Annotated in this window: 13 protein-coding genes and 2 riboswitches; of the genes, 4 read left to right on the forward strand and 9 right to left on the reverse strand. The window is 70.3% G+C overall.

All coding sequences use genetic code 11. The features are described from left to right. Positions 1 to 208 precede the first annotated feature (208 nt). The 3 genes from DFQ15_RS17445 to DFQ15_RS12590 form a co-directional block, all read right to left on the reverse strand. Entirely contained in the window at positions 209 to 382 is a 174-nt protein-coding gene (locus tag DFQ15_RS17445; protein WP_158529065.1) for a hypothetical protein, read from the reverse strand. Between the two features lie 227 nt (positions 383 to 609). Then, positions 610 to 891: a BTH_I0359 family protein gene (locus DFQ15_RS12585; protein ID WP_110466310.1), complete on the reverse strand. Its 282-nt coding sequence runs from the start codon at positions 889 to 891 to the stop codon at positions 610 to 612. 141 nt (positions 892 to 1,032) lie between these two features. Next, positions 1,033 to 2,205, reverse strand: coding sequence for a DUF3108 domain-containing protein (locus DFQ15_RS12590; RefSeq protein WP_233504480.1), 1,173 nt, complete (start codon positions 2,203 to 2,205; stop codon positions 1,033 to 1,035). A 52-nt stretch (positions 2,206 to 2,257) separates the two neighbouring features. On the opposite strand from DFQ15_RS12590, the gene DFQ15_RS12595 reads away from it, so the two are divergent. Next, positions 2,258 to 3,289 (forward strand): fumarylacetoacetate hydrolase family protein, encoded by a 1,032-nt coding sequence (locus tag DFQ15_RS12595; protein WP_110466311.1) that lies wholly within the window; start codon positions 2,258 to 2,260, stop codon positions 3,287 to 3,289. Positions 3,290 to 3,308: 19 nt separating this feature from the next. Here the strand turns inward: DFQ15_RS12595 and DFQ15_RS12600 are convergent, their stop codons facing one another. Beyond that, positions 3,309 to 4,496, reverse strand: a complete 1,188-nt coding sequence (locus DFQ15_RS12600; protein WP_233504482.1) for a toxin-antitoxin system YwqK family antitoxin — start codon at positions 4,494 to 4,496, stop codon at positions 3,309 to 3,311. A gap of 202 nt (positions 4,497 to 4,698) precedes the next feature. Here DFQ15_RS12600 and DFQ15_RS12605 point away from each other — a divergent pair, with 202 nt between their 5' ends. Continuing rightward, positions 4,699 to 5,661 (forward strand): PhaM family polyhydroxyalkanoate granule multifunctional regulatory protein, encoded by a 963-nt coding sequence (locus DFQ15_RS12605; protein WP_199399871.1) that lies wholly within the window; start codon positions 4,699 to 4,701, stop codon positions 5,659 to 5,661. Beyond that, on the forward strand, positions 5,658 to 6,950 hold the full coding sequence (locus tag DFQ15_RS12610) for an FIST signal transduction protein (RefSeq protein WP_110466312.1): 1,293 nt from the start codon (positions 5,658 to 5,660) through the stop codon (positions 6,948 to 6,950). Before DFQ15_RS12605 ends, DFQ15_RS12610 begins: the two co-directional genes overlap by 4 nt. 161 nt (positions 6,951 to 7,111) lie before the next feature. Here the strand turns inward: DFQ15_RS12610 and DFQ15_RS12615 are convergent, their stop codons facing one another. Continuing rightward, complete coding sequence (locus tag DFQ15_RS12615; RefSeq protein WP_110466313.1) at positions 7,112 to 8,419, reverse strand: D-amino acid dehydrogenase; 1,308 nt, start codon at positions 8,417 to 8,419, stop codon at positions 7,112 to 7,114. An 83-nt stretch (positions 8,420 to 8,502) separates the two neighbouring features. Next, positions 8,503 to 8,622, reverse strand: a riboswitch (glycine riboswitch). 12 nt (positions 8,623 to 8,634) lie between these two features. Beyond that, positions 8,635 to 8,738: riboswitch (glycine riboswitch) on the reverse strand. Positions 8,739 to 8,843: 105 nt separating this feature from the next. On the opposite strand from DFQ15_RS12615, the gene DFQ15_RS12620 reads away from it, so the two are divergent. Beyond that, entirely contained in the window at positions 8,844 to 10,799 is a 1,956-nt protein-coding gene (locus tag DFQ15_RS12620; RefSeq protein WP_110466329.1) for an MFS transporter, read from the forward strand. Between the two features lie 24 nt (positions 10,800 to 10,823). Here DFQ15_RS12620 and poxB read toward each other — a convergent pair whose 3' ends face one another. The 4 genes from poxB to DFQ15_RS12640 form a co-directional block, all read right to left on the reverse strand. Beyond that, complete coding sequence (poxB, locus tag DFQ15_RS12625; protein ID WP_110466314.1) at positions 10,824 to 12,563, reverse strand: ubiquinone-dependent pyruvate dehydrogenase; 1,740 nt, start codon at positions 12,561 to 12,563, stop codon at positions 10,824 to 10,826. Positions 12,564 to 12,903: 340 nt separating this feature from the next. Beyond that, the gene (locus DFQ15_RS12630) at positions 12,904 to 13,872 is read right to left on the reverse strand and encodes a Bug family tripartite tricarboxylate transporter substrate binding protein (protein WP_110466315.1); all 969 of its coding nucleotides are present in this window, start codon (positions 13,870 to 13,872) and stop codon (positions 12,904 to 12,906) included. 78 nt (positions 13,873 to 13,950) lie between these two features. Continuing rightward, a complete protein-coding gene (gene tgt, locus DFQ15_RS12635) occupies positions 13,951 to 15,123 on the reverse strand; it encodes a tRNA guanosine(34) transglycosylase Tgt (RefSeq protein WP_110466316.1) in 1,173 nt (390 codons plus the stop codon). Positions 15,124 to 15,152: 29 nt separating this feature from the next. Then, complete coding sequence (locus tag DFQ15_RS12640; RefSeq protein ID WP_110466317.1) at positions 15,153 to 16,475, reverse strand: methyltransferase domain-containing protein; 1,323 nt, start codon at positions 16,473 to 16,475, stop codon at positions 15,153 to 15,155. Positions 16,476 to 16,538: the final 63 nt, after the last annotated feature.

The raw sequence follows: 16,538 nt of genomic DNA on the forward strand, positions 1-16,538 counted from the left end.
AACAGGGGCGCCCGGTCGTGCCCGCCTTTTCCGTCTTCGTTTCCCCATGCGCCGCTTTTCTCTCGCCTTGCCCGATCGCATGCTGCTGGCCCGCTAAGAGCGGCTAACACAACCCTTCTGGCGTCGTTGCCGCACCTTGTCGTACTACTCGTACTGTCTGCGATGCGGCGCCTAGCCAGAACCGCTTCGCTGGGTTGTGTTAGCCGCTCTAACTGTTCACCCTGGCGCTCGCCTTCGCCGCGGCCGCGGCCTGCGTGGTCCTGCGCACGCCGCCGCCCTGGATGGTCGGGCCGCCGGTCGTCGTCGCGCTGGCGGAGATGGCGGGCGCGCCGGTGGCCAGCGCCGGGCCGGCGCGCAATGCGGCGCAGTTGACGATCGCCAAGGTACTGCAGCCGGGGTGCCGGTGATCACCGCGTTCCAGGTGCGCAGGCTGATCGCCGGTGCTGCTGCTGGTGGAGCCGGTGTTCCGCCGGCTCTATCCGCAGCAGGAAGACGCCGCGCCGCCGCACGACCTGCCCACCAAGCAAAACGCCACGGAAGACCGTGGCGTCGATCGACTTGTCAGAGACCGAGGGCCGCACGGGCGGCCGGTAGAGGCCGCCTGCTGCATCAGTGCACGACGACCGGGTTCTGCGCCAGGCCCGCGTAGCTGTCGAGCATATCCTCGACCTCGTCCTGCGTAGGCGTGTTGCGCTGCCAGTCGAGGATGATCTGCTGGAACATCTCGGCCCAGGAGCCGTCGAGGTAGACCTCTTTGCCAGAGCGCTTGTCCACGATCTCGAAACCATGGCGCGCCAGCTGTGGGACTTCCGCACCCGTGCTGTCGTCCTCGGTGGTGTCTGGCACCATGTGGACAACCACGAAAGACTCCGAGTCGTAAAGCATCTGCATGCGGTTTCCTTTTCTGTTCAGAACTCTCTGGCATTTGGCAGCATGGATGCCAGTTTCAAGTGTAGGGGGGCCGCAGCGCCATTCTTTTTATCGCTTTGGCGCGTAAGACATGGCGCCCTGCGCCGTTCGGGCGTCGGGCCCTCACGGCTTGCCCAGGCTGTCGAGCTTCTGATCGACATAGTCGCCGTTTTGCTGGGTGATGCGGATGCGCACCGGCAGGTAGCCCAGCGCCGGGGCGTACCAGACCTCGACCCGGGTATCGAACTCCTTGCGCGGCGCCCGCTCCAGGCGCACCGCGTCGACCTTGCCCGCGGGCAGGTCCAGGGGTTCGCGGGCGGCGATGGTGAAGCTCCAGTCCTCCGCGTCGCGGGTGCCGACGGTCTGCAGCGCGATCGACGAGCCTTCGGGGTAGCGCGTCGGATCGCCCGCCAGCAGCGCGCCGAGCTGCATGAACACGCCCAGCCGGTCCTGCGCGCCGGCATGCAGCGGTGCCTCGGGCGCGTTCGAGCTGAAGACGACACTGCCCTTGTCGCGGTCGAAATGCGCCGCCTGCTCGCTGCGCCGCGCCTTGTCGCCGAAGCGCTCGGGCACCAGCCCGGTCGCGTCGATCCTGCCGGTGCTGGTCTGCACCCGCGAGCCGATCAGGAAGGCGCTGACCTCCATCCGCGCGTCGTAGCGGTCGCCCTCCTGCTGCCAGAGCAGTTCCGATTTGGCGTGCCAGGTCATGCCCTTGGCATTGCCCTCGGCGCTGTAGAGCATCCGCACCGAGGCCGGTACGCCGACGGGCGGGCTCCACGGCGGGCCTTCCAGCAGATACCGCCCGGGAGTCGCGGTCGCCGCAGGGGCCGTCGCCACGCCCGCCGGGCCTGCCGCGCCGGTGCCGGTGCCGGATCCGCCCGCGCCCGCCGAAGCGCCAGCGCCGGCCGGGGTGCCCGCGGCGGCCGACGGGCCGACCGACGCGCCCGGCCCGACGGAGGCCGACGGCCCGATCGAGGCGACCGGGCCGATCGACGCCGCCGCCAGCGGATCGGCGGCCGGTGGCGAAGGCGCCGGCTCGGGCGCCGGCGCGGAAGGCGGTGCCGGCGGCGGCTTCGGTTTGGGTGTCGGCGCAGGGGCGGGCGGTGGCGCGGGCGGCGGGGCCGGCGGCCGGGGCGGTGCCACCGGGTCGGGCGGCGCGGGAGGGGACACCATCCGGGTGACGAAGGGCGTGGCGCTGGTGGGCGGCGGCGCGTCGGGCAGGCCCGGCGGCACCCAGCCGAGCGCGGCCAGGTGGGCCGCCAGCACGGCTGCGGTCAGGGCGGCCAGGGGGCGCACGGGGATGCCGCCCGCGGGGCTCCGCGGAACGGTTCCAGGGATACTTGCTGCCATGAAACTTGCTACCTACAAGGACGGATCGCGCGACGGCCAGTTGCTGGTCGTATCCCGCGACCTGGCCTCGGCCCATTATGCGACCGGCATCGCCGGCCGCCTGCAGCAGGTGCTGGACGACTGGAGCTTCCTCTCGCCCCAGCTGCAGGACCTGAGCGACGAGCTCAATGCCGGCCGCGCCCGCCACGCGTTCCCGTTCGAGCCCGCCCGCTGCATGGCGCCCCTGCCGCGCGCCTACCAGTGGGCCGACGGCTCGGCCTACCTGAACCATGTCGAGCTGGTGCGCCGGGCCCGCGGCGCCGAGGTGCCCGCCAGTTTCTATGACGACCCGCTGATGTACCAGGGCGGCAGCGACGATTTCGCCGGCCCCTGCGACGCGGTCGTGGTGCCGTCGGAGGCCTTCGGCATCGACTTCGAGGCCGAGATCGCCGTCGTCACCGCCGACGTGCGGATGGGCGCCACGCCCGAGCAGGCGCTGGACGGCATCCGCCTGGTCATGCTGGCCAACGACGTCAGCCTGCGCAACCTGGTCCCGGCCGAGCGGGCCAAGGGCTTCGGCTTCTTGCAGAGCAAGCCCGCCACCGCTTTCAGCCCGGTGGCCGTCACCCTCGACGAGCTGGGCGAGGCCTGGCAGGGCGGCCGCCTGCACCTGACCCTGCAGAGCACCTGGAACGGCCGCAAGGTCGGCATGTGCGACGCCGGCCCCGACATGACCTTCCACTTCGGCCAGCTGGTCGCCCACATCGCCAAAACCCGCAACGTGCGCGCCGGCAGCATCGTCGGCAGCGGCTCCGTCAGCAACAAGGGGATGGAGAAGAACGGCCGCATGGACTGGCCCAAGGGCTACAGCTGCATCGCCGAGAAGCGCTGCATCGAAACCATCCAGGACGGGGCACCGAAGACCGAATTCATGCGCTTCGGCGACACCATCCGCATCGAGATGAAGGGCCGCGACGGGCAGAGCGTCTTCGGGGCGATCGACCAGCATGTGGTGGCCACCGGGTACGCCGACGCGCCGAGCGCCGCCTGATCGAGGCCCCGGCGTACGCCTACCGCGCCATCGCCCGGCGCGACCCGTCTTCCTCCACCTCGTCGTCCCGCACGAGCCGGCCGGCCTCGTCGTAGGTGCGTGCGCGGCTGAGGCGGCCGCGGGCGTCGTAGACCGATTCCGACCTCAGCCGGCCCTGGGTGTCGAAGCGGCGGTGGATGCCGGTGGGGATGGGGGCGTAGCGGCCGGTGTCGATGTAGCGGCTCTCGGCCGCCAGCGTGCCGTTGTCGTAGAACTCGCGGGTGTCCAGGACGCGGGCGGTGCCGGCGACGTCGTACTGCGCCACGCTGCGCCGCTGGCCGTTGGGAAAGAAGGTCGATTCGCCGCTGAGTTCTCCCTGCGTCCAGCGGCGTTCGCGCAAAAGCACGCCGGTGTGCGAGAACTCCTGCTCGCGCTCGCGCACCGCCTTGCCGCCGGCCATGCTCCAGATCACCTCGCGGCGCTTGGTGCCTGCGGTGTCGAAGCTGCGTTCGATACGACCGGTGGCGCTCAGTTCTTCCTGCTGCGAGACGTGGCCGTTCTCCTGCAGCGTCTCGTAGCGCACCCGCTTGCCGGCAGCGTAGGTGCCGCGGGCATGCAACACGCCGGTCTCGGAATAGAAGGCGATCTGCGACGGCTTGCCTGCGAAGCCGCAGAGCCGCGCGTCGTCCACCACCGGGGCCAGCACCGGCCGGTCGGCGCACTGAAGTCGCCGCAGTTCGCCGTGGGCGTTGAATTCGGCCGAGGCGATCTCGCCTTTCGCATTGCTGAAACTCGCGCGCTGCAACAGGCCGTTGGCGTAGAAGTTGCGCGCCATTCCGACCTGGCGGCCGTCGTCGTAGACGGTGTCCCGCAGCACCTGGCCCGAGGGAGCGAACTCGCGGGCCCGGCCGTGGATGTTGCCGCGCTCGTTCAGGACATGTTCACGCGACAACCTGTTTTCGCTGAAATAGCGCACCTGGCCGATGAACTTGCCGTCCTGCACTTCCTGCTCGCGGGTCGGCATGCCAGTGCCCCGCTCCCGGCAGCGGATCGTGCCGGTCCGTCCCTGGAGGCTGCTGCCGCCGATCGGGCTGACGAATTCGCCGTTGAGGTCGCAGTCCTGGACGGCCCATGCCGATCCGCAGAGGAGCAGGCCCAGGCCGCAGGCCAGGCCGCGGCGGAGCGTTGACGCGACGCAAGGCGGTGCGGGGCAGGACGACAGGGACAACGGCGGCTCCATAAGCATGTCGCTCGATTACGTGTTCAAAGCCTGTAGGCCGATCGAGCTTACTCCGCGCCAGCCCCCGCGCCACGTGGCCGATGCCCGGGATTACATGCGGAAACACCGTGTTGAGCACGGAGTGCAACACGGGCTGCTTGCGGTAAGCTGGCTGCCTGTCGGCGCCACCCCACAATACCAGGAGACAGCCATGCCCGAGCCCACCGCCTTCGGTTTCGGAGAGTACGTTCCGGGCTTCGATTTCCTCCAGACGCTGGCCGCGTCGGCCGCCAAGGGCATGCCGCGCGCCACGCCCGCCGGGCTGCCCGATTGGTCGGCCTGGGTCGCGCCCACGCTGCGGCTCGAAGAACTCGACAAGCGCATCCAGGAGCTGAAGACGGTGCAGTTCTGGCTGGAGCAGAACGCCCGCGCGCTGGCCGCCACGATCCAGGCACTCGAGGTGCAGAAGATGTCGCTCGCCACCCTGCGCAGCATGAACGTGCAGATGGGCGATCTGGCCTCTGCCTTCGGCTTTCCGGCCGCCGAAGCCTGCGCGCAGGCTTCGGCTCCGCCTGCGGCGCCCGCCCCGGCCGCGCGGGCCGCGGGCGCGCCCGGGCCGTACGACGACATGTTCACCGCTGGCGCCGCTGCTGTGGCGCCGAAGCCCGCGCCGGTACCTGACGAGCCGTCGCCTGCGCCCGCCGCCTCCGCGCCGCAGGCCGACGCTGCCGCGCCGTCCGCTGCGCCGCAGGCGGCCACGGCCGGCCCGGGTCCGGCCGGCGTGGTCGATCCGCTCCAGTGGTGGAACGCCCTCACCGACCAGTTCCAGCAGATCGCCGCCGCCGCGCTGCAGGACGCCACGCGCGCGCCGCCGGTGATGGTCGACGCGGCGACCCGCATGGCCTCTGCGGCAGCCGTTCCCGCGGGGGCGGTGCCGACCGCACGCAAGACGCCGTCGGCACCGGGCCGCGCGAAGTCGCCGGTCACGCCGCGCACACCGACGCCCCGCGTCCCCAAGGCGCCGTCTCCATCGCCGCGAGCCGCCGCGCCTGCGCCCCGCCCGGTCGCCGGGCCCCACGCACCGGCGGCATCGTCCGCGGCGCCGCGTATCACGCGCCGCGCCTCTCCACCGGCCGCGGCGCCCGCCGTGTCGCGCCCCACCCGCAAACGATGAAACTCTTCCCCTACGGCCACGCGACCCACCCGCAGTGGCGCATGGCGGTCGGCCTGGTACTGGCACAGCTGCATGCCCAGATGGCACTGCCCGACCACGCGTCTTCGCCCCCGCTGGCGCTGCTCTACATCACCGACCACTACGCACCCGACGCGCCGGAGATCCTCGATGCGCTGAGCGCCGAGCTGCCCGAGGTGACCGACTGGGCCGGCACCGTGGGCGTCGGCGTGGCGGTCAACAACGCCGAGTATTTCGACGAGCCGGCGCTGGCGGTGATGCTCTGCGATCTGCCGCCCGAGCAGTACCGCGTTTTCTCCGGCGTGGCGCCGCTCGGCTCGCTGGCCACCGGCAGCTTCGACGCCCATACCGCGCTGCTGCATGCCGATGCGCAGATGCCCGACCTCAACGAGCTGATCGGCGAGTTGGCCGACCGCACCGCCACCGGCTATCTCTTCGGCGGCCTGGCCGCCAGCCGCCACGGCGCGGTGCAGTTCGCCGTCGGCGGCAACGGCAACATCCGCGGGCAGGGCGCGGCCGGCGGCGTGTTCAAGGGCGGCCTGAGCGGTGTCGCTTTCGGCCCCGGCGTGCAGCTGGTCTCGCGTGTCACCCAGGGCTGCCTGCCGTTGGCGCGCGGCCATGCGGTCACCGCGGCGCAGGACAACGTCATCACCCGGCTCGACGGCGAGCCGGCGCTCGAGGTGCTGCTGCGCGAGCTGGGCGTGTCGATGGACGATCCGCAGCATGCGCTGGAGAAGGTGCGCGCCACCCTGGTCGGCCTGCAGTCTCCGCAGGACGGCGGCGCCAGCGACTTGGTGGGCCGGGCGGGCAACTTCGGCGTCGATACCCGGGTGCGCCACATCGTCGGGCTCGATCCTGCACGCCAGGGCGTGGCGGTGGCCGAGCGGGTCGAGGCCGGCATGCGCATGGCCTTTTGCCAACGCAACCTGCAGGCGGCCCGGGCCGACCTGGTGCGCATCTGCGCCGAGATCCGCGAGGAACTGGAGCCCGAGGAGCTGCCGCTGGTGACCGCCGAGGCGCTGTCGGCGCCCGAGGCCGAATCCCGGCCGCACCTGGCGGGACGCATCGCGGGCGCGCTGTACGTGAGCTGCGCCGGCCGCGGCGGCCCGCACTTCGGCGGGCCGAGCGCCGAACTGCAGATCCTTCGCCACGCGCTGGGCGACGTGCCGCTGGTGGGCTTCTTCGCCGGAGGCGAAATCGCCCGGCACCACGTCTACGGCTACACCGGCGTGCTGACGGTATTCGTAACGGCGGACGAACCCGCAACCTAGTTTGCTATAAAAATAATAGCTTGTGGTCGTTGATTGGCGCCGGCTGCTGGCACTATTCTCTTGAAATCAAGTCCCGGCGCAGTGGAGCCGGTCCGGCGACCGGCCGCACCGTGCGCGCGCGGCGCGAACCGGGCGAGGCCGCCCCCGAGGCGCGAACGTGTTCAGACGGTCGCCGCCTCCGCCCGCGGCGCGGGTCGCTCCATGCCGGTGAACACGTAATCCACCTCGGGCGCCAGGCCGCTCACGATGCGGGCGATCGACTTGCCCGAACCGCAGGCGTGGGTCCAGCCCAGGGTGCCGTGGCCGGTGTTGAGGAACAGGTTGCCCAGCGTGGTGCGGCCGATCAGCGGCAGGTTGCTGGGCGTGGCAGGGCGCAGGCCGGTCCAGAACTGGGCCTGCGACGCGTCGCCCGCGCCGGGGAAGAGCTGCTCGGTCCGGCGCACGATGGCGTCGCAGCGCACCGGGTTCAGGTTGCGGTCGTAACCGTTGAGTTCGGCCGTGCCGGCGATGCGCAGGCGGTCGACGCCGTCGGGCGTGGTCAGGCGGGAGAAGACCAGCTTGTATTCGTCGTCGGTCAGCGAGACCTGGTGCGCGCGGGACGCGTCGGCCACCGGCATCGTGACCGAATAGCCCTTGGCGGGGTAGATCGGCAGGCGGATGCCCAAAGGCGCGGTCAGCAGCGGGCTGAACGAGCCCATCGCCAGCACGAAGGCGTCGCCCCGTATGCGTTGGAAGCGGCCGTCCGGGTCGGTCACCTCGACATGGTCGATGCGGCCGCCCACTTCGCGCAGCGCGGTGATCGTGTGGCCCAGGCGGAACTGCACGCCGGCCGCCTCTGCACGGGCCGCCAGACCGCGGGCGAAGCGGTGGGCGTCGCCCGATTCGTCCTCCGCGGTGAAGGTGGCGCCGGCCAGCTGCGGCCGGATATGGGCCAGGGCGGGCTCGATGCGCAGGGCCTCGTCGGCCGATATCACGCGGCGGTCGCAGCCCAGCGCGCGCATCTGGCGTGCCGGGCCTTCGGCGCCGTCGAACTCTTTCCGGCTGGTGTAGAAATGCAGGATGCCCTGGGTGCGCTCGGCGTATTCCAGGCCGGTGTCGGCGCGCAGCTGCTGCAGCGTGTCGCGGCTGTAGGTGCCCAGGCGCACGATCTGCTCGATGTTGTGGCGGGTGCGGGCCGGGGTGCATTCGCGCAGGAACTGCAGGCCCCAGAGCCATTGGCGCATGTCGGCGCGGATGCGGAACAGCAGCGGCGCATCTTCGCGGGCCAGCCACTGCAGCACCTTCAGCGGAGCGGAGGGGTTGGCCCAGGGCTCGGCGTGGCTGACCGAGATCTGCCCGCCGTTGGCGAAGCTGGTTTCGGCCGCGGGCGTGGGCTGGCGGTCGATGACCGTCACCTCGTGGCCGAGCTGCTGCAGGTAGTGGGCGGAGGTGAGGCCGAGGAGGCCGGAGCCGAGGACGACGACGCGCATGGCGAAATCCTTTCAGGTTTTCTGCAAGGAGCGCGGTTGCGGTTGCGGAAAGTGGTGGCGCAACCGGACGCACGCGTCCCGTTGCCGCTCCCCCTGTCCTCGGTACCTGAGAGATTCACACCGCAACGGTTGCGGTGCTTGCTCCTTCGGTGCGCCGCCAGCGGCACCGGGGTGCGCTGCGGCGTCTCTCCAGACGGCTGTCTACTAGATGTTGCAGTACCCAGGCCGTCTTGCGTGACGGCCCACCTGAGCGTTCATGGGAGTTTGCGCCTTCGGTGGAATGGGGCGTGGCCACCATTCGCTCTCCTGCAGCGGCGATTCTAGCCGGGTGGGCGAGAAACATCGCTGCGATTTCGGCGCTCGGGCGATCCTGCACAATCCGCCGCACACGGCCCGCGGCGGGCCCGATGCACTGGAGCCCTGCATGCCCGACACGCTTCCCGCGGCCCCCGACGCGCCGGTCCACCCGAACCAGTTCGCCCTGCTGCGCCAGCGCCGCTTCGGCCCGTTCTTCTGGACCCAGTTCGCGGGCGCGGCCAACGACAATGTGTTCAAGTTCGCCTTCACCGTGCTGGTGACCTACCAGCTGTCGGTGTCGTGGATGCCGCCGGCGCTGGCCGGGCTGGTGATCGGCGCGCTGTTCATCCTGCCGTTTTTGCTGTTCTCGGCCACCTCGGGCCAGCTCACCGACAAGCACGACAAGACGCAGATGATCCGATTCGTGAAGAACCTGGAGATCGCCATCATGCTGCTGGCCGCCGCCGGCTTCGTGCTGGGCAACGTGGTGGTGCTGCTGGTCTGCACCTTCCTGATGGGCCTGCACTCCACCCTCTTCGGGCCGGTGAAGTTCGCCTACCTGCCCCAGGTGCTGCACGAGCGCGAGCTGACCGGCGGCAACGGCATGGTCGAGATGGGCACCTTCGTCGCGATCCTGCTCGGCCAGGTGGCGGGCGGCCTGCTGGTGGCGGTGCCGCAGGTGGGGCACGCCTGGGTGGCGGGCGCCTGCGTCGCGCTGGCGCTGGCGGGGCGGCTGGTGGCGCAGGGTATTCCGCGCGCGCCGGCGACCGATCCGCAGCTCAGGATCAACTGGAACCCGTTCACCGAGACCTGGCGCAACCTGAAGCTGGCGCACGGCAACACGGCGGTGTTCCGCTCGCTGCTGGGCATCAGCTGGATGTGGTTCTTCGGCGCGGTGTTCCTGAGCCAGTTCCCCTACTTCGCGAGGGAGGTGCTGCACGGCGACGAGCGCGTCGCCTCGCTGCTGCTGGTGGTGTTCTCGGTGGGCATCGGCACCGGCTCCCTGCTCTGCGAGGTGCTGAGCCGCCGGCAGGTCGAGATCGGCCTGGTGCCGCTCGGCGCGATCGGCATGAGCGTGTTCGCGATCGACCTGTACTTCGCCTCGCGCGGGTTGCCTGCGGTGCCGGTGATGGGCCTCTCGGCCTTCGTGTCGCAAGCGGCGCACTGGCGCGTGATGGCCGACCTGGCGCTGCTGAGCCTGTTCGCCGGCCTCTACAGCGTGCCGATGTACGCGCTGATCCAGCTGCGCAGCCAGCCGACGCACCGTGCCCGGATCATCGCGGCCAACAACATCCTCAATGCGCTGTTCATGATCGCCAGCTCGGTGATCGCCGGCGGCCTGCTGGCGGCCGGCGCCACCGTGCCGCGGATCTTCCTGCTGACCGGCATCGCCAACGCGCTGGTGGCGGCCTACATCTTCCTGCTGGTGCCCGAGTACCTGCTGCGTTTCATCGCCTGGGTAGCCTCGCGCTTCGTCTACCGCTTCCGGATCCGGGGCGACGCGCGGATCCCGCTGCAGGGCGCGGCGGTGCTGGTCTGCAACCACGTGAGCTTCGTCGATCCGGTGCTGCTGATGGCCGCCAGCCCCCGGCCGATCCATTTCGTGATGGACCACCGCATCTTCGCCACGCCGGTGCTGGGCGCCCTGTTCCGGCTGGCCAAGGCGATCCCGATCGCGCCGCAGAAGGAAGACCCGGCCATCTACGAGGCCGCCTTCGCCCGGGTGGCGCATGCGCTGCGCGAAGGCGAGCTGGTCGCCATCTTTCCCGAGGGTGCGATCACGCAGGACGGCACGCTCCAGCCCTTCAAGGGCGGCATCATGAAGATCCTGGAGCAGGCGCGCGCCGACGGGCTGGAGGTGCCGGTGGTGCCGATGGCGCTGTCGAACCTGTGGGGCTCCTTCTTCAGCCGGATCGAGCTGCGCGGCGGCACGCGCCGGGCCATGGTCAAGCCGTTTCGGCGCGGCTTCTTCAACCGGGTGGGGCTGGACGTGGGCGCGCCGTTGCCGGCGGCGCAGGTGCGGCCCGAGCTGCTGCAGGCGCGGGTGCAGCAGTTGCTGGCCGCATCCGCCGCGAAGGCCTGAAGCGCCAGCGCCACCACGGCTGCGTCAGCGCAGCAGGTTGGTCTTCGCCAGGTCCAGCAGGGTGCCGCCCCGGCCGTCGATCACCGCCTTCAGCGCGTACAGGCCGAAGCCCTTGGCCTGGGCCGCGGTGATCTTGGGCGGGATCGACAGCTCCTGCCGCGCCACCAGCACGTCGACCACCACCGGGCCGTCGTGCGCCAGCGCGCCGCGCAGGCCGGCATCGAGCTGCCCCGGATGCTCGATCCGCACGCCGTGGATTCCGGCGGCGCGCGCCATCGCGGCGAAGTCGGGGTTCTGCAGCGCCACGCCGGTCTCCAGCAGGCCGGCGGCCTTCATCTCCATCTCGACGAAGCCGAGCGAGCCGTTGTTGAAGACGACGATCTTCGCCGGCAGCTTTTCCTGCGCCAGCGTCAGCAGGTCGCCCATCAGCATGGTGAAGCCGCCGTCGCCCGCCAGCGCGATCACCTGCCGGCCCGGGAACGCCGCCTGCGCGCCGATCGCCTGCGGCATCGCGCCGGCCATCGAGCCGTGCACGAAGGAGCCGATCAGCCGGCGCCGGCCGTTCATCTTCAGGTAGCGCGCGGCCCAGATGGTGGGCGTGCCCACGTCCACGGTGAAGACCGCGTCGTCGGCGGCCAGGCGGCTCAGTTCGTGCACCACCTGCTGCGGGTGGATTTGGGCGGTGGCGCCGTCGGTGGGCGGCACCGCCAGTTCGTCCAGCCCGGCGCGGGCCTCGGCATAGTGCTGCAGGCAGGCCTCCAGGTGGCCGCGGTCGGGCTTCTGCGACAGGTGCGGCAGCAACGCTTCCAGCGTGGTCTTCACGTCGCCCACCAGGCCCATGTCGAGCGCGGTGCGCCGGCCCAGCTGTTCGGCGCGCAGGTCGATCTGCACCACCTTCGCCTTCTCGGGGAAGAACTGGCGGTACGGGAAATCGGTGCCCAGCATCAGCAGCAGGTCGCACTCCATCATCGCGTGGTAGCCCGACGAGAAGCCGATCAGCCCGGTCATGCCGACGTCGAACGGGTTGTCGTATTCCACGATCTCCTTGCCGCCCAGGGCGTGGACGATGGGCGCCTGCAGCCGGCCGGCCAGCGCTAACAGCCCGGCATGCGCGCCCAGGCAGCCGCGGCCGGCCAGGATGGTGACCTTGCCGGCGCCTTCCAGCAGCGCGGCCAGCGCGGTGAGCTGCGCGTCGTCGGGCCGCACCAGCGGCGGCACCGGCAGCAGGGAGGCGCGCGACGAGACGGCGGTCCGCACCGCCGGCAGCAGGGCGATGTCGCCGGGGATCACCACCACCGCGACGCCGCGCCGGCCCACCGCCGCGCGGATCGCCAAGTCGAGGATGCGCGGCATGGGCGACGGGTCCGACACCGATTCGCAGAATACGCTGCAGTCGCGGAACAGCGCCTCGGGCCGCGTCTCCTGGAAGTAGCCCGAGCCGATCTCCTCGGTGGGGATCTGCGCCGCGATCGCCAGCACCGGCACCCGGCTGCGGTGGGCGTCGAACAGGCCGTTGATCAGGTGCAGGTTGCCCGGGCCGCAGGAGCCGGCGCAGACCGCCAGCCGGCCGGTCAGGTGGGCCTCGGCCCCGGCGGCGAAGGCGGCGGTTTCCTCGTGGCGCACATGCACCCAGTCGATGTCGCCGCGGGCGCGAAGTACCTCGGTGATGCCGTTCAGGCTGTCGCCCACCACGCCGTAGATGCGCCGTATGCCCGCCTCGCGCAGGGTGTCGACGAACACTTCGGCCACGTTCGGTTGCGCCATCGGGAGCTTTCGGTAGGAGTTGCAGGGCCTTCGATTCTGGGCGCCGAATCTCAGGCCGGGGTAAGAGCGGCTAACACAACCCTTCTGGCGTCGTTGCCGCACCTTGTCGTACTACTCGTACTGTCTGCGATGCGGTGCCTAGCCAGAACCGCTTCGCTGGGTTGTGTTAGCCGCTCTAAGGGCCTGTAGCGCGGAAAAGTATCGATGCGGGAATTCGCACCCGGCACGGGGCGTGGCGCAGCACAGGTGTGGCCAGGCTTGTGGCGCGGTTGCAGCTATGGAGTACGACTACCGGATTCGCAAGGATGTTTTTTCGGTTCGCGCAGCTGGCGGGCGGTGTTTACTCGACCGTCGCGCCCGAGTTGCGCACGATGTCGCGCCACTGCAGGTAGTCGGTTTTGAGCAGCTGTGCGAAGGCGTCGGCGCCCATCGCCTTGGGCTCGGCGCCCTGGGCCTGGATCGCCGCGATCATGTCGGACATTGCCAGCAGGCGGTTCACCTCGTCGTGCATCCGGGCGATCGCATCCTTGGGCGCCGCGGCCGGCATGAAGAGGCCGTACCAGGTGCTCACGTCGAAGCCCTTGTAGCCCGACTCGGCCACCGTGGGCACGTCGGGCAGCGAGCTGCTGCGCTGGGCCGAGGTGACCGCCAGCGCCCGCAGCTTGCCCGACTTGATCTGCCCGATGGCCGACGGGACCGAGGACACCATCAGGTCGATGTTGCCGGCCAGCGCATCCATCATCGCGGGGTTGGAGCCCTTGTAGGGCACGTGGCGGATCTGGATGCCGGCGGTGGTCTTCAGGATCTCGCCCGCCAGGTGGATCGTAGTGCCGTTGCCGGGCGAGCCGTAGGTGATGCTGTCGGGCGCGGCCTTGGCCGCGGCGATCACGTCGGCCAGCGTCTTGTACCTGGAGGCGACTGCGGTGACGATCACCACCGGCGTGTAGGCCACGTGCGCCACCGGCACCAGGTCGGTGGTCGGGTTGTAGCTCAGGCTCTTGTAGAGCCAGGGCGCGACGACCAGGTTGTCCTTCTGGCCCATCACCATCTCGTAGCCGGTGGGCGCCGCCTTCACCGCTTCGGCGATGCCGATGGTGCCGCCCGCACCGCCGCGGTTGTCGGGGATCACCGTCCACTTCGACACCTCGGTCAGCTTGTTGGCCACCAGCCGCGACAGGATGTCGGTGCCGCCGCCGGGCGGGAAGGGCACGATCAGCCGGATCGGCTTGTGGGGATAGGCCGTCTGCGCGTGGGCGCCGGCGGCGAGCGGCAGCGACAGGCAGGCGAACGTGAAATGGCGGCGGATCATGGGGTGTCTCCTGGTGAAAAGGGGATTCGCCCGGGGCGTCGTGACCTGCGGCTGCGCGCCGATGCGGCCCCGCCTTTTTCAGACGCCGCGCGCCCGGTCGGCCTTGAATTGTGCGCGGAACGCGGCGAAGCGGCCCGCGTCGAGCGCGTCGCGGATCTCCCGCATCAGCTGCAGGTAGTAGTGCAGGTTGTGGATGGTGGTGAGCATCGGCCCCAGCATCTCGCCGCAGCGGTCGAGGTGGTGCAGGTAGGCGCGGCTGAAGCCCCCGCGACCGCCGTCGTCCCACGACACGCCGGTGGTGCCGGCGCAGGCGTGGCAGGTGCAGCTGGTGTCGAGCGGCTTCGGATCGGTCTTGTGGCGGGCGTTGCGGATCTTCAGGTCGCCGTAGCGGCTGAAGAGCGTCCCGTTGCGCGCGTTGCGGGTCGGCATCACGCAGTCGAACATGTCGACACCGTCGGCCACGCCCTGCACCAGGTCCTCCGGCGTGCCCACGCCCATCAGGTAGCGGGGCTTGTGCGCCGGCAGCCGGTGCGGCGTGTGGGCCATGACGCGCAGCATCTCTTCCTTGGGCTCGCCCACGCTCACGCCGCCGATGGCGTAGCCGGGGAAGTCCATCTCGACCAGCCGGTCGAGCGACTCCTGGCGCAGGTGTCCGAACATGCCGCCCTGCACGATGCCGAAGAGCGCGTTGGGGTTCTCCAGCCGCGCGAACTCGCCCTGGCAGCGCCTGGCCCAGCGCAGGCTCAGCTCCATCGAGGTGCGGGCCTCGGCCTCCGTCGTGATGTGGCCCTGGGTGTCGTAGGGCGTGCATTCGTCGAACTGCATCACGATGTCGCTGTTCAGGACCGTCTGGATCCGCATCGACACTTCGGGCGTGAGGAACAGCCTGTCGCCGTTGACCGGCGACGCGAACTTCACGCCTTCCTCCGAGATCTTGCGCATCGCGCCCAGCGACCACACCTGGAAACCGCCCGAATCGGTCAGGATCGGCTTGTTCCATTTCTCGAACGGGTGCAGTCCGCCGAACGACGCCATCACGTCGAGGCCCGGCCGCATCCACAGGTGGAAGGTATTGCCCAGGATGATCTGCGCGCCCATCTCTTCCAGCGAGCGCGGCATCACGCCCTTGACGGTGCCGTAGGTGCCCACAGGCATGAAGATCGGCGTCTGCACCACCCCGTGGTTCAGGGTGAGCGTGCCGCGGCGGGCGTGGCTGGCGGGGTCGGTGGCGAGGAGGTCGAAGGAAAGCATCGGATGCGTCGCTGGCAGGGGGCGTCGGCTCAGTCGGGTTTGCGGGCCATCACGATGAAGCCCTCGACCGGCAGCTCGTCTTCCAGGCGCAGTTCGGTCTCTTCGATCGACACGTCGGCGAATCCGGCGGCCTTGCACTGGCTGCGCACATGCTCGACACCGTGCGCATAGCGCATCGTGGTGCGCAATGCCAGATCGCCTTCCTCGTCGGTGGCGGCCTCGCAGGAGAAGATGAAATGCCCGCCGGGCGCGAGTACGCGGTAGGCGTTCGGAATCGCCTCGGTCAGGTCGCCCACGTAGATGAAGACGTCGCACGCCGTGATGACTTCGTAGAGGCCGGCGGGCGTTTCGCGCAGGGCGTCCAGCAGGTTGACGTTGTGGAACTTGTCGTACACGTTGCGCCGCGCCGCCTGCTCCACCATCTCGCGGGACACGTCCACGCCGACCAGCGCGCCTTCCGGGCGGCCGAGGCAGGCGCCGAGCAGTCCGGTGCCGCAGCCCAGGTCGAGCACGTTGCGGCGGCGGTCGGCCGGCAGCGCCAAAATGCGCTGCGCCACCTGGCGCGGCAACTGGTAGCGCAGGCCGTGCACCGTGTGCTGGTCGTAGAGGTCGGCGAAACCGCGGTAGAGTTCGCGCACCAGCGCGGCCGGCTGGGTGGACGGCGTGCGGCCCTGCGCCAGCTCGTTCCAGAAGCGGTACTCCTCGTGGTCCGGATCGAGGGCGAGCAGAGCCTTCGCATCCTTCTGGGCCTCGCGCTTCCTGCCCTGCTTGAGCACCGCCTGGATGCGCCCGATCAGCGCCGCCGGCTGGACGTCTTCGTTGCCCGATTCGATCAGCGCGGTGTAAGCGTCGCGCGATTCGCCGTGCCGGCCCAGCAGGCCCAGGTCGCGGGCGATCATCTGCTGCAGGTGCAGGTTGTCGGGTCGGGTCCGGACGGCTAAGCGCAGCCAGTCGAGAGCCCGCTCGAAGTGTTGCGCGCGGTGGGCGATATCGATCGCGCGGCCGACCACGTCGCCCTCCTCGGGAGCCAGCGCCATGGCCTTTTCGGCCTGCTCCACTGCTTCCTGGAACTGGTTCTGCCGCGCCAGCAGGAAGCCGAGTTCGATGACCGCCACCGGCCAGTCGGGGGCCATGCTGGCCGCACGCCGCATGGACGCCAGGGCGTCCTTCGGATTGCCCGCCGCTTCGGCCAGGCGCGAGCCGAGGATGTAGACGCGCGGGTCGCCCGGGGCGGACTGGGCTGCCTTGTTCAATTCTTTGGCCGCGTCGGTCAGGGCGCGCCTGGCAATCAGCTGCTCGATCTTGGTCAGGCGCGGAAGAAGACGGTCTTGGGATGTCGCGGAACTGCTCATGGGGAAGGGCGTCGTGCAGGAAGGACGCGGTCGCCGGAGTGCGTGCGTCTGGGCTGGGAAGGG

Source organism: Xylophilus ampelinus, from assembly GCF_003217575.1.
GTDB classification, from domain to species: Bacteria; Pseudomonadota; Gammaproteobacteria; order Burkholderiales; family Burkholderiaceae_C; genus Xylophilus; species Xylophilus ampelinus.

Bases quoted from the DNA above. Each gene is read 5' to 3' on its own strand.
- DFQ15_RS12585 (WP_110466310.1), bottom strand. From the start codon at position 891: ATGCAGATGCTTTACGACTCGGAGTCTTTCGTGGTTGTCCACATGGTG.
- DFQ15_RS12595 (WP_110466311.1), top strand. From the start codon at position 2,258: ATGAAACTTGCTACCTACAAGGACGGATCGCGCGACGGCCAGTTGCTG.
- DFQ15_RS12605 (WP_199399871.1), top strand. From the start codon at position 4,699: ATGCCCGAGCCCACCGCCTTCGGTTTCGGAGAGTACGTTCCGGGCTTC.
- DFQ15_RS12610 (WP_110466312.1), top strand. From the start codon at position 5,658: ATGAAACTCTTCCCCTACGGCCACGCGACCCACCCGCAGTGGCGCATG.
- DFQ15_RS12615 (WP_110466313.1), bottom strand. From the start codon at position 8,419: ATGCGCGTCGTCGTCCTCGGCTCCGGCCTCCTCGGCCTCACCTCCGCC.
- DFQ15_RS12620 (WP_110466329.1), top strand. From the start codon at position 8,844: ATGCCCGACACGCTTCCCGCGGCCCCCGACGCGCCGGTCCACCCGAAC.
- poxB (WP_110466314.1), bottom strand. From the start codon at position 12,563: ATGGCGCAACCGAACGTGGCCGAAGTGTTCGTCGACACCCTGCGCGAG.
- DFQ15_RS12630 (WP_110466315.1), bottom strand. From the start codon at position 13,872: ATGATCCGCCGCCATTTCACGTTCGCCTGCCTGTCGCTGCCGCTCGCC.
- tgt (WP_110466316.1), bottom strand. From the start codon at position 15,123: ATGCTTTCCTTCGACCTCCTCGCCACCGACCCCGCCAGCCACGCCCGC.
- DFQ15_RS12640 (WP_110466317.1), bottom strand. From the start codon at position 16,475: ATGAGCAGTTCCGCGACATCCCAAGACCGTCTTCTTCCGCGCCTGACC.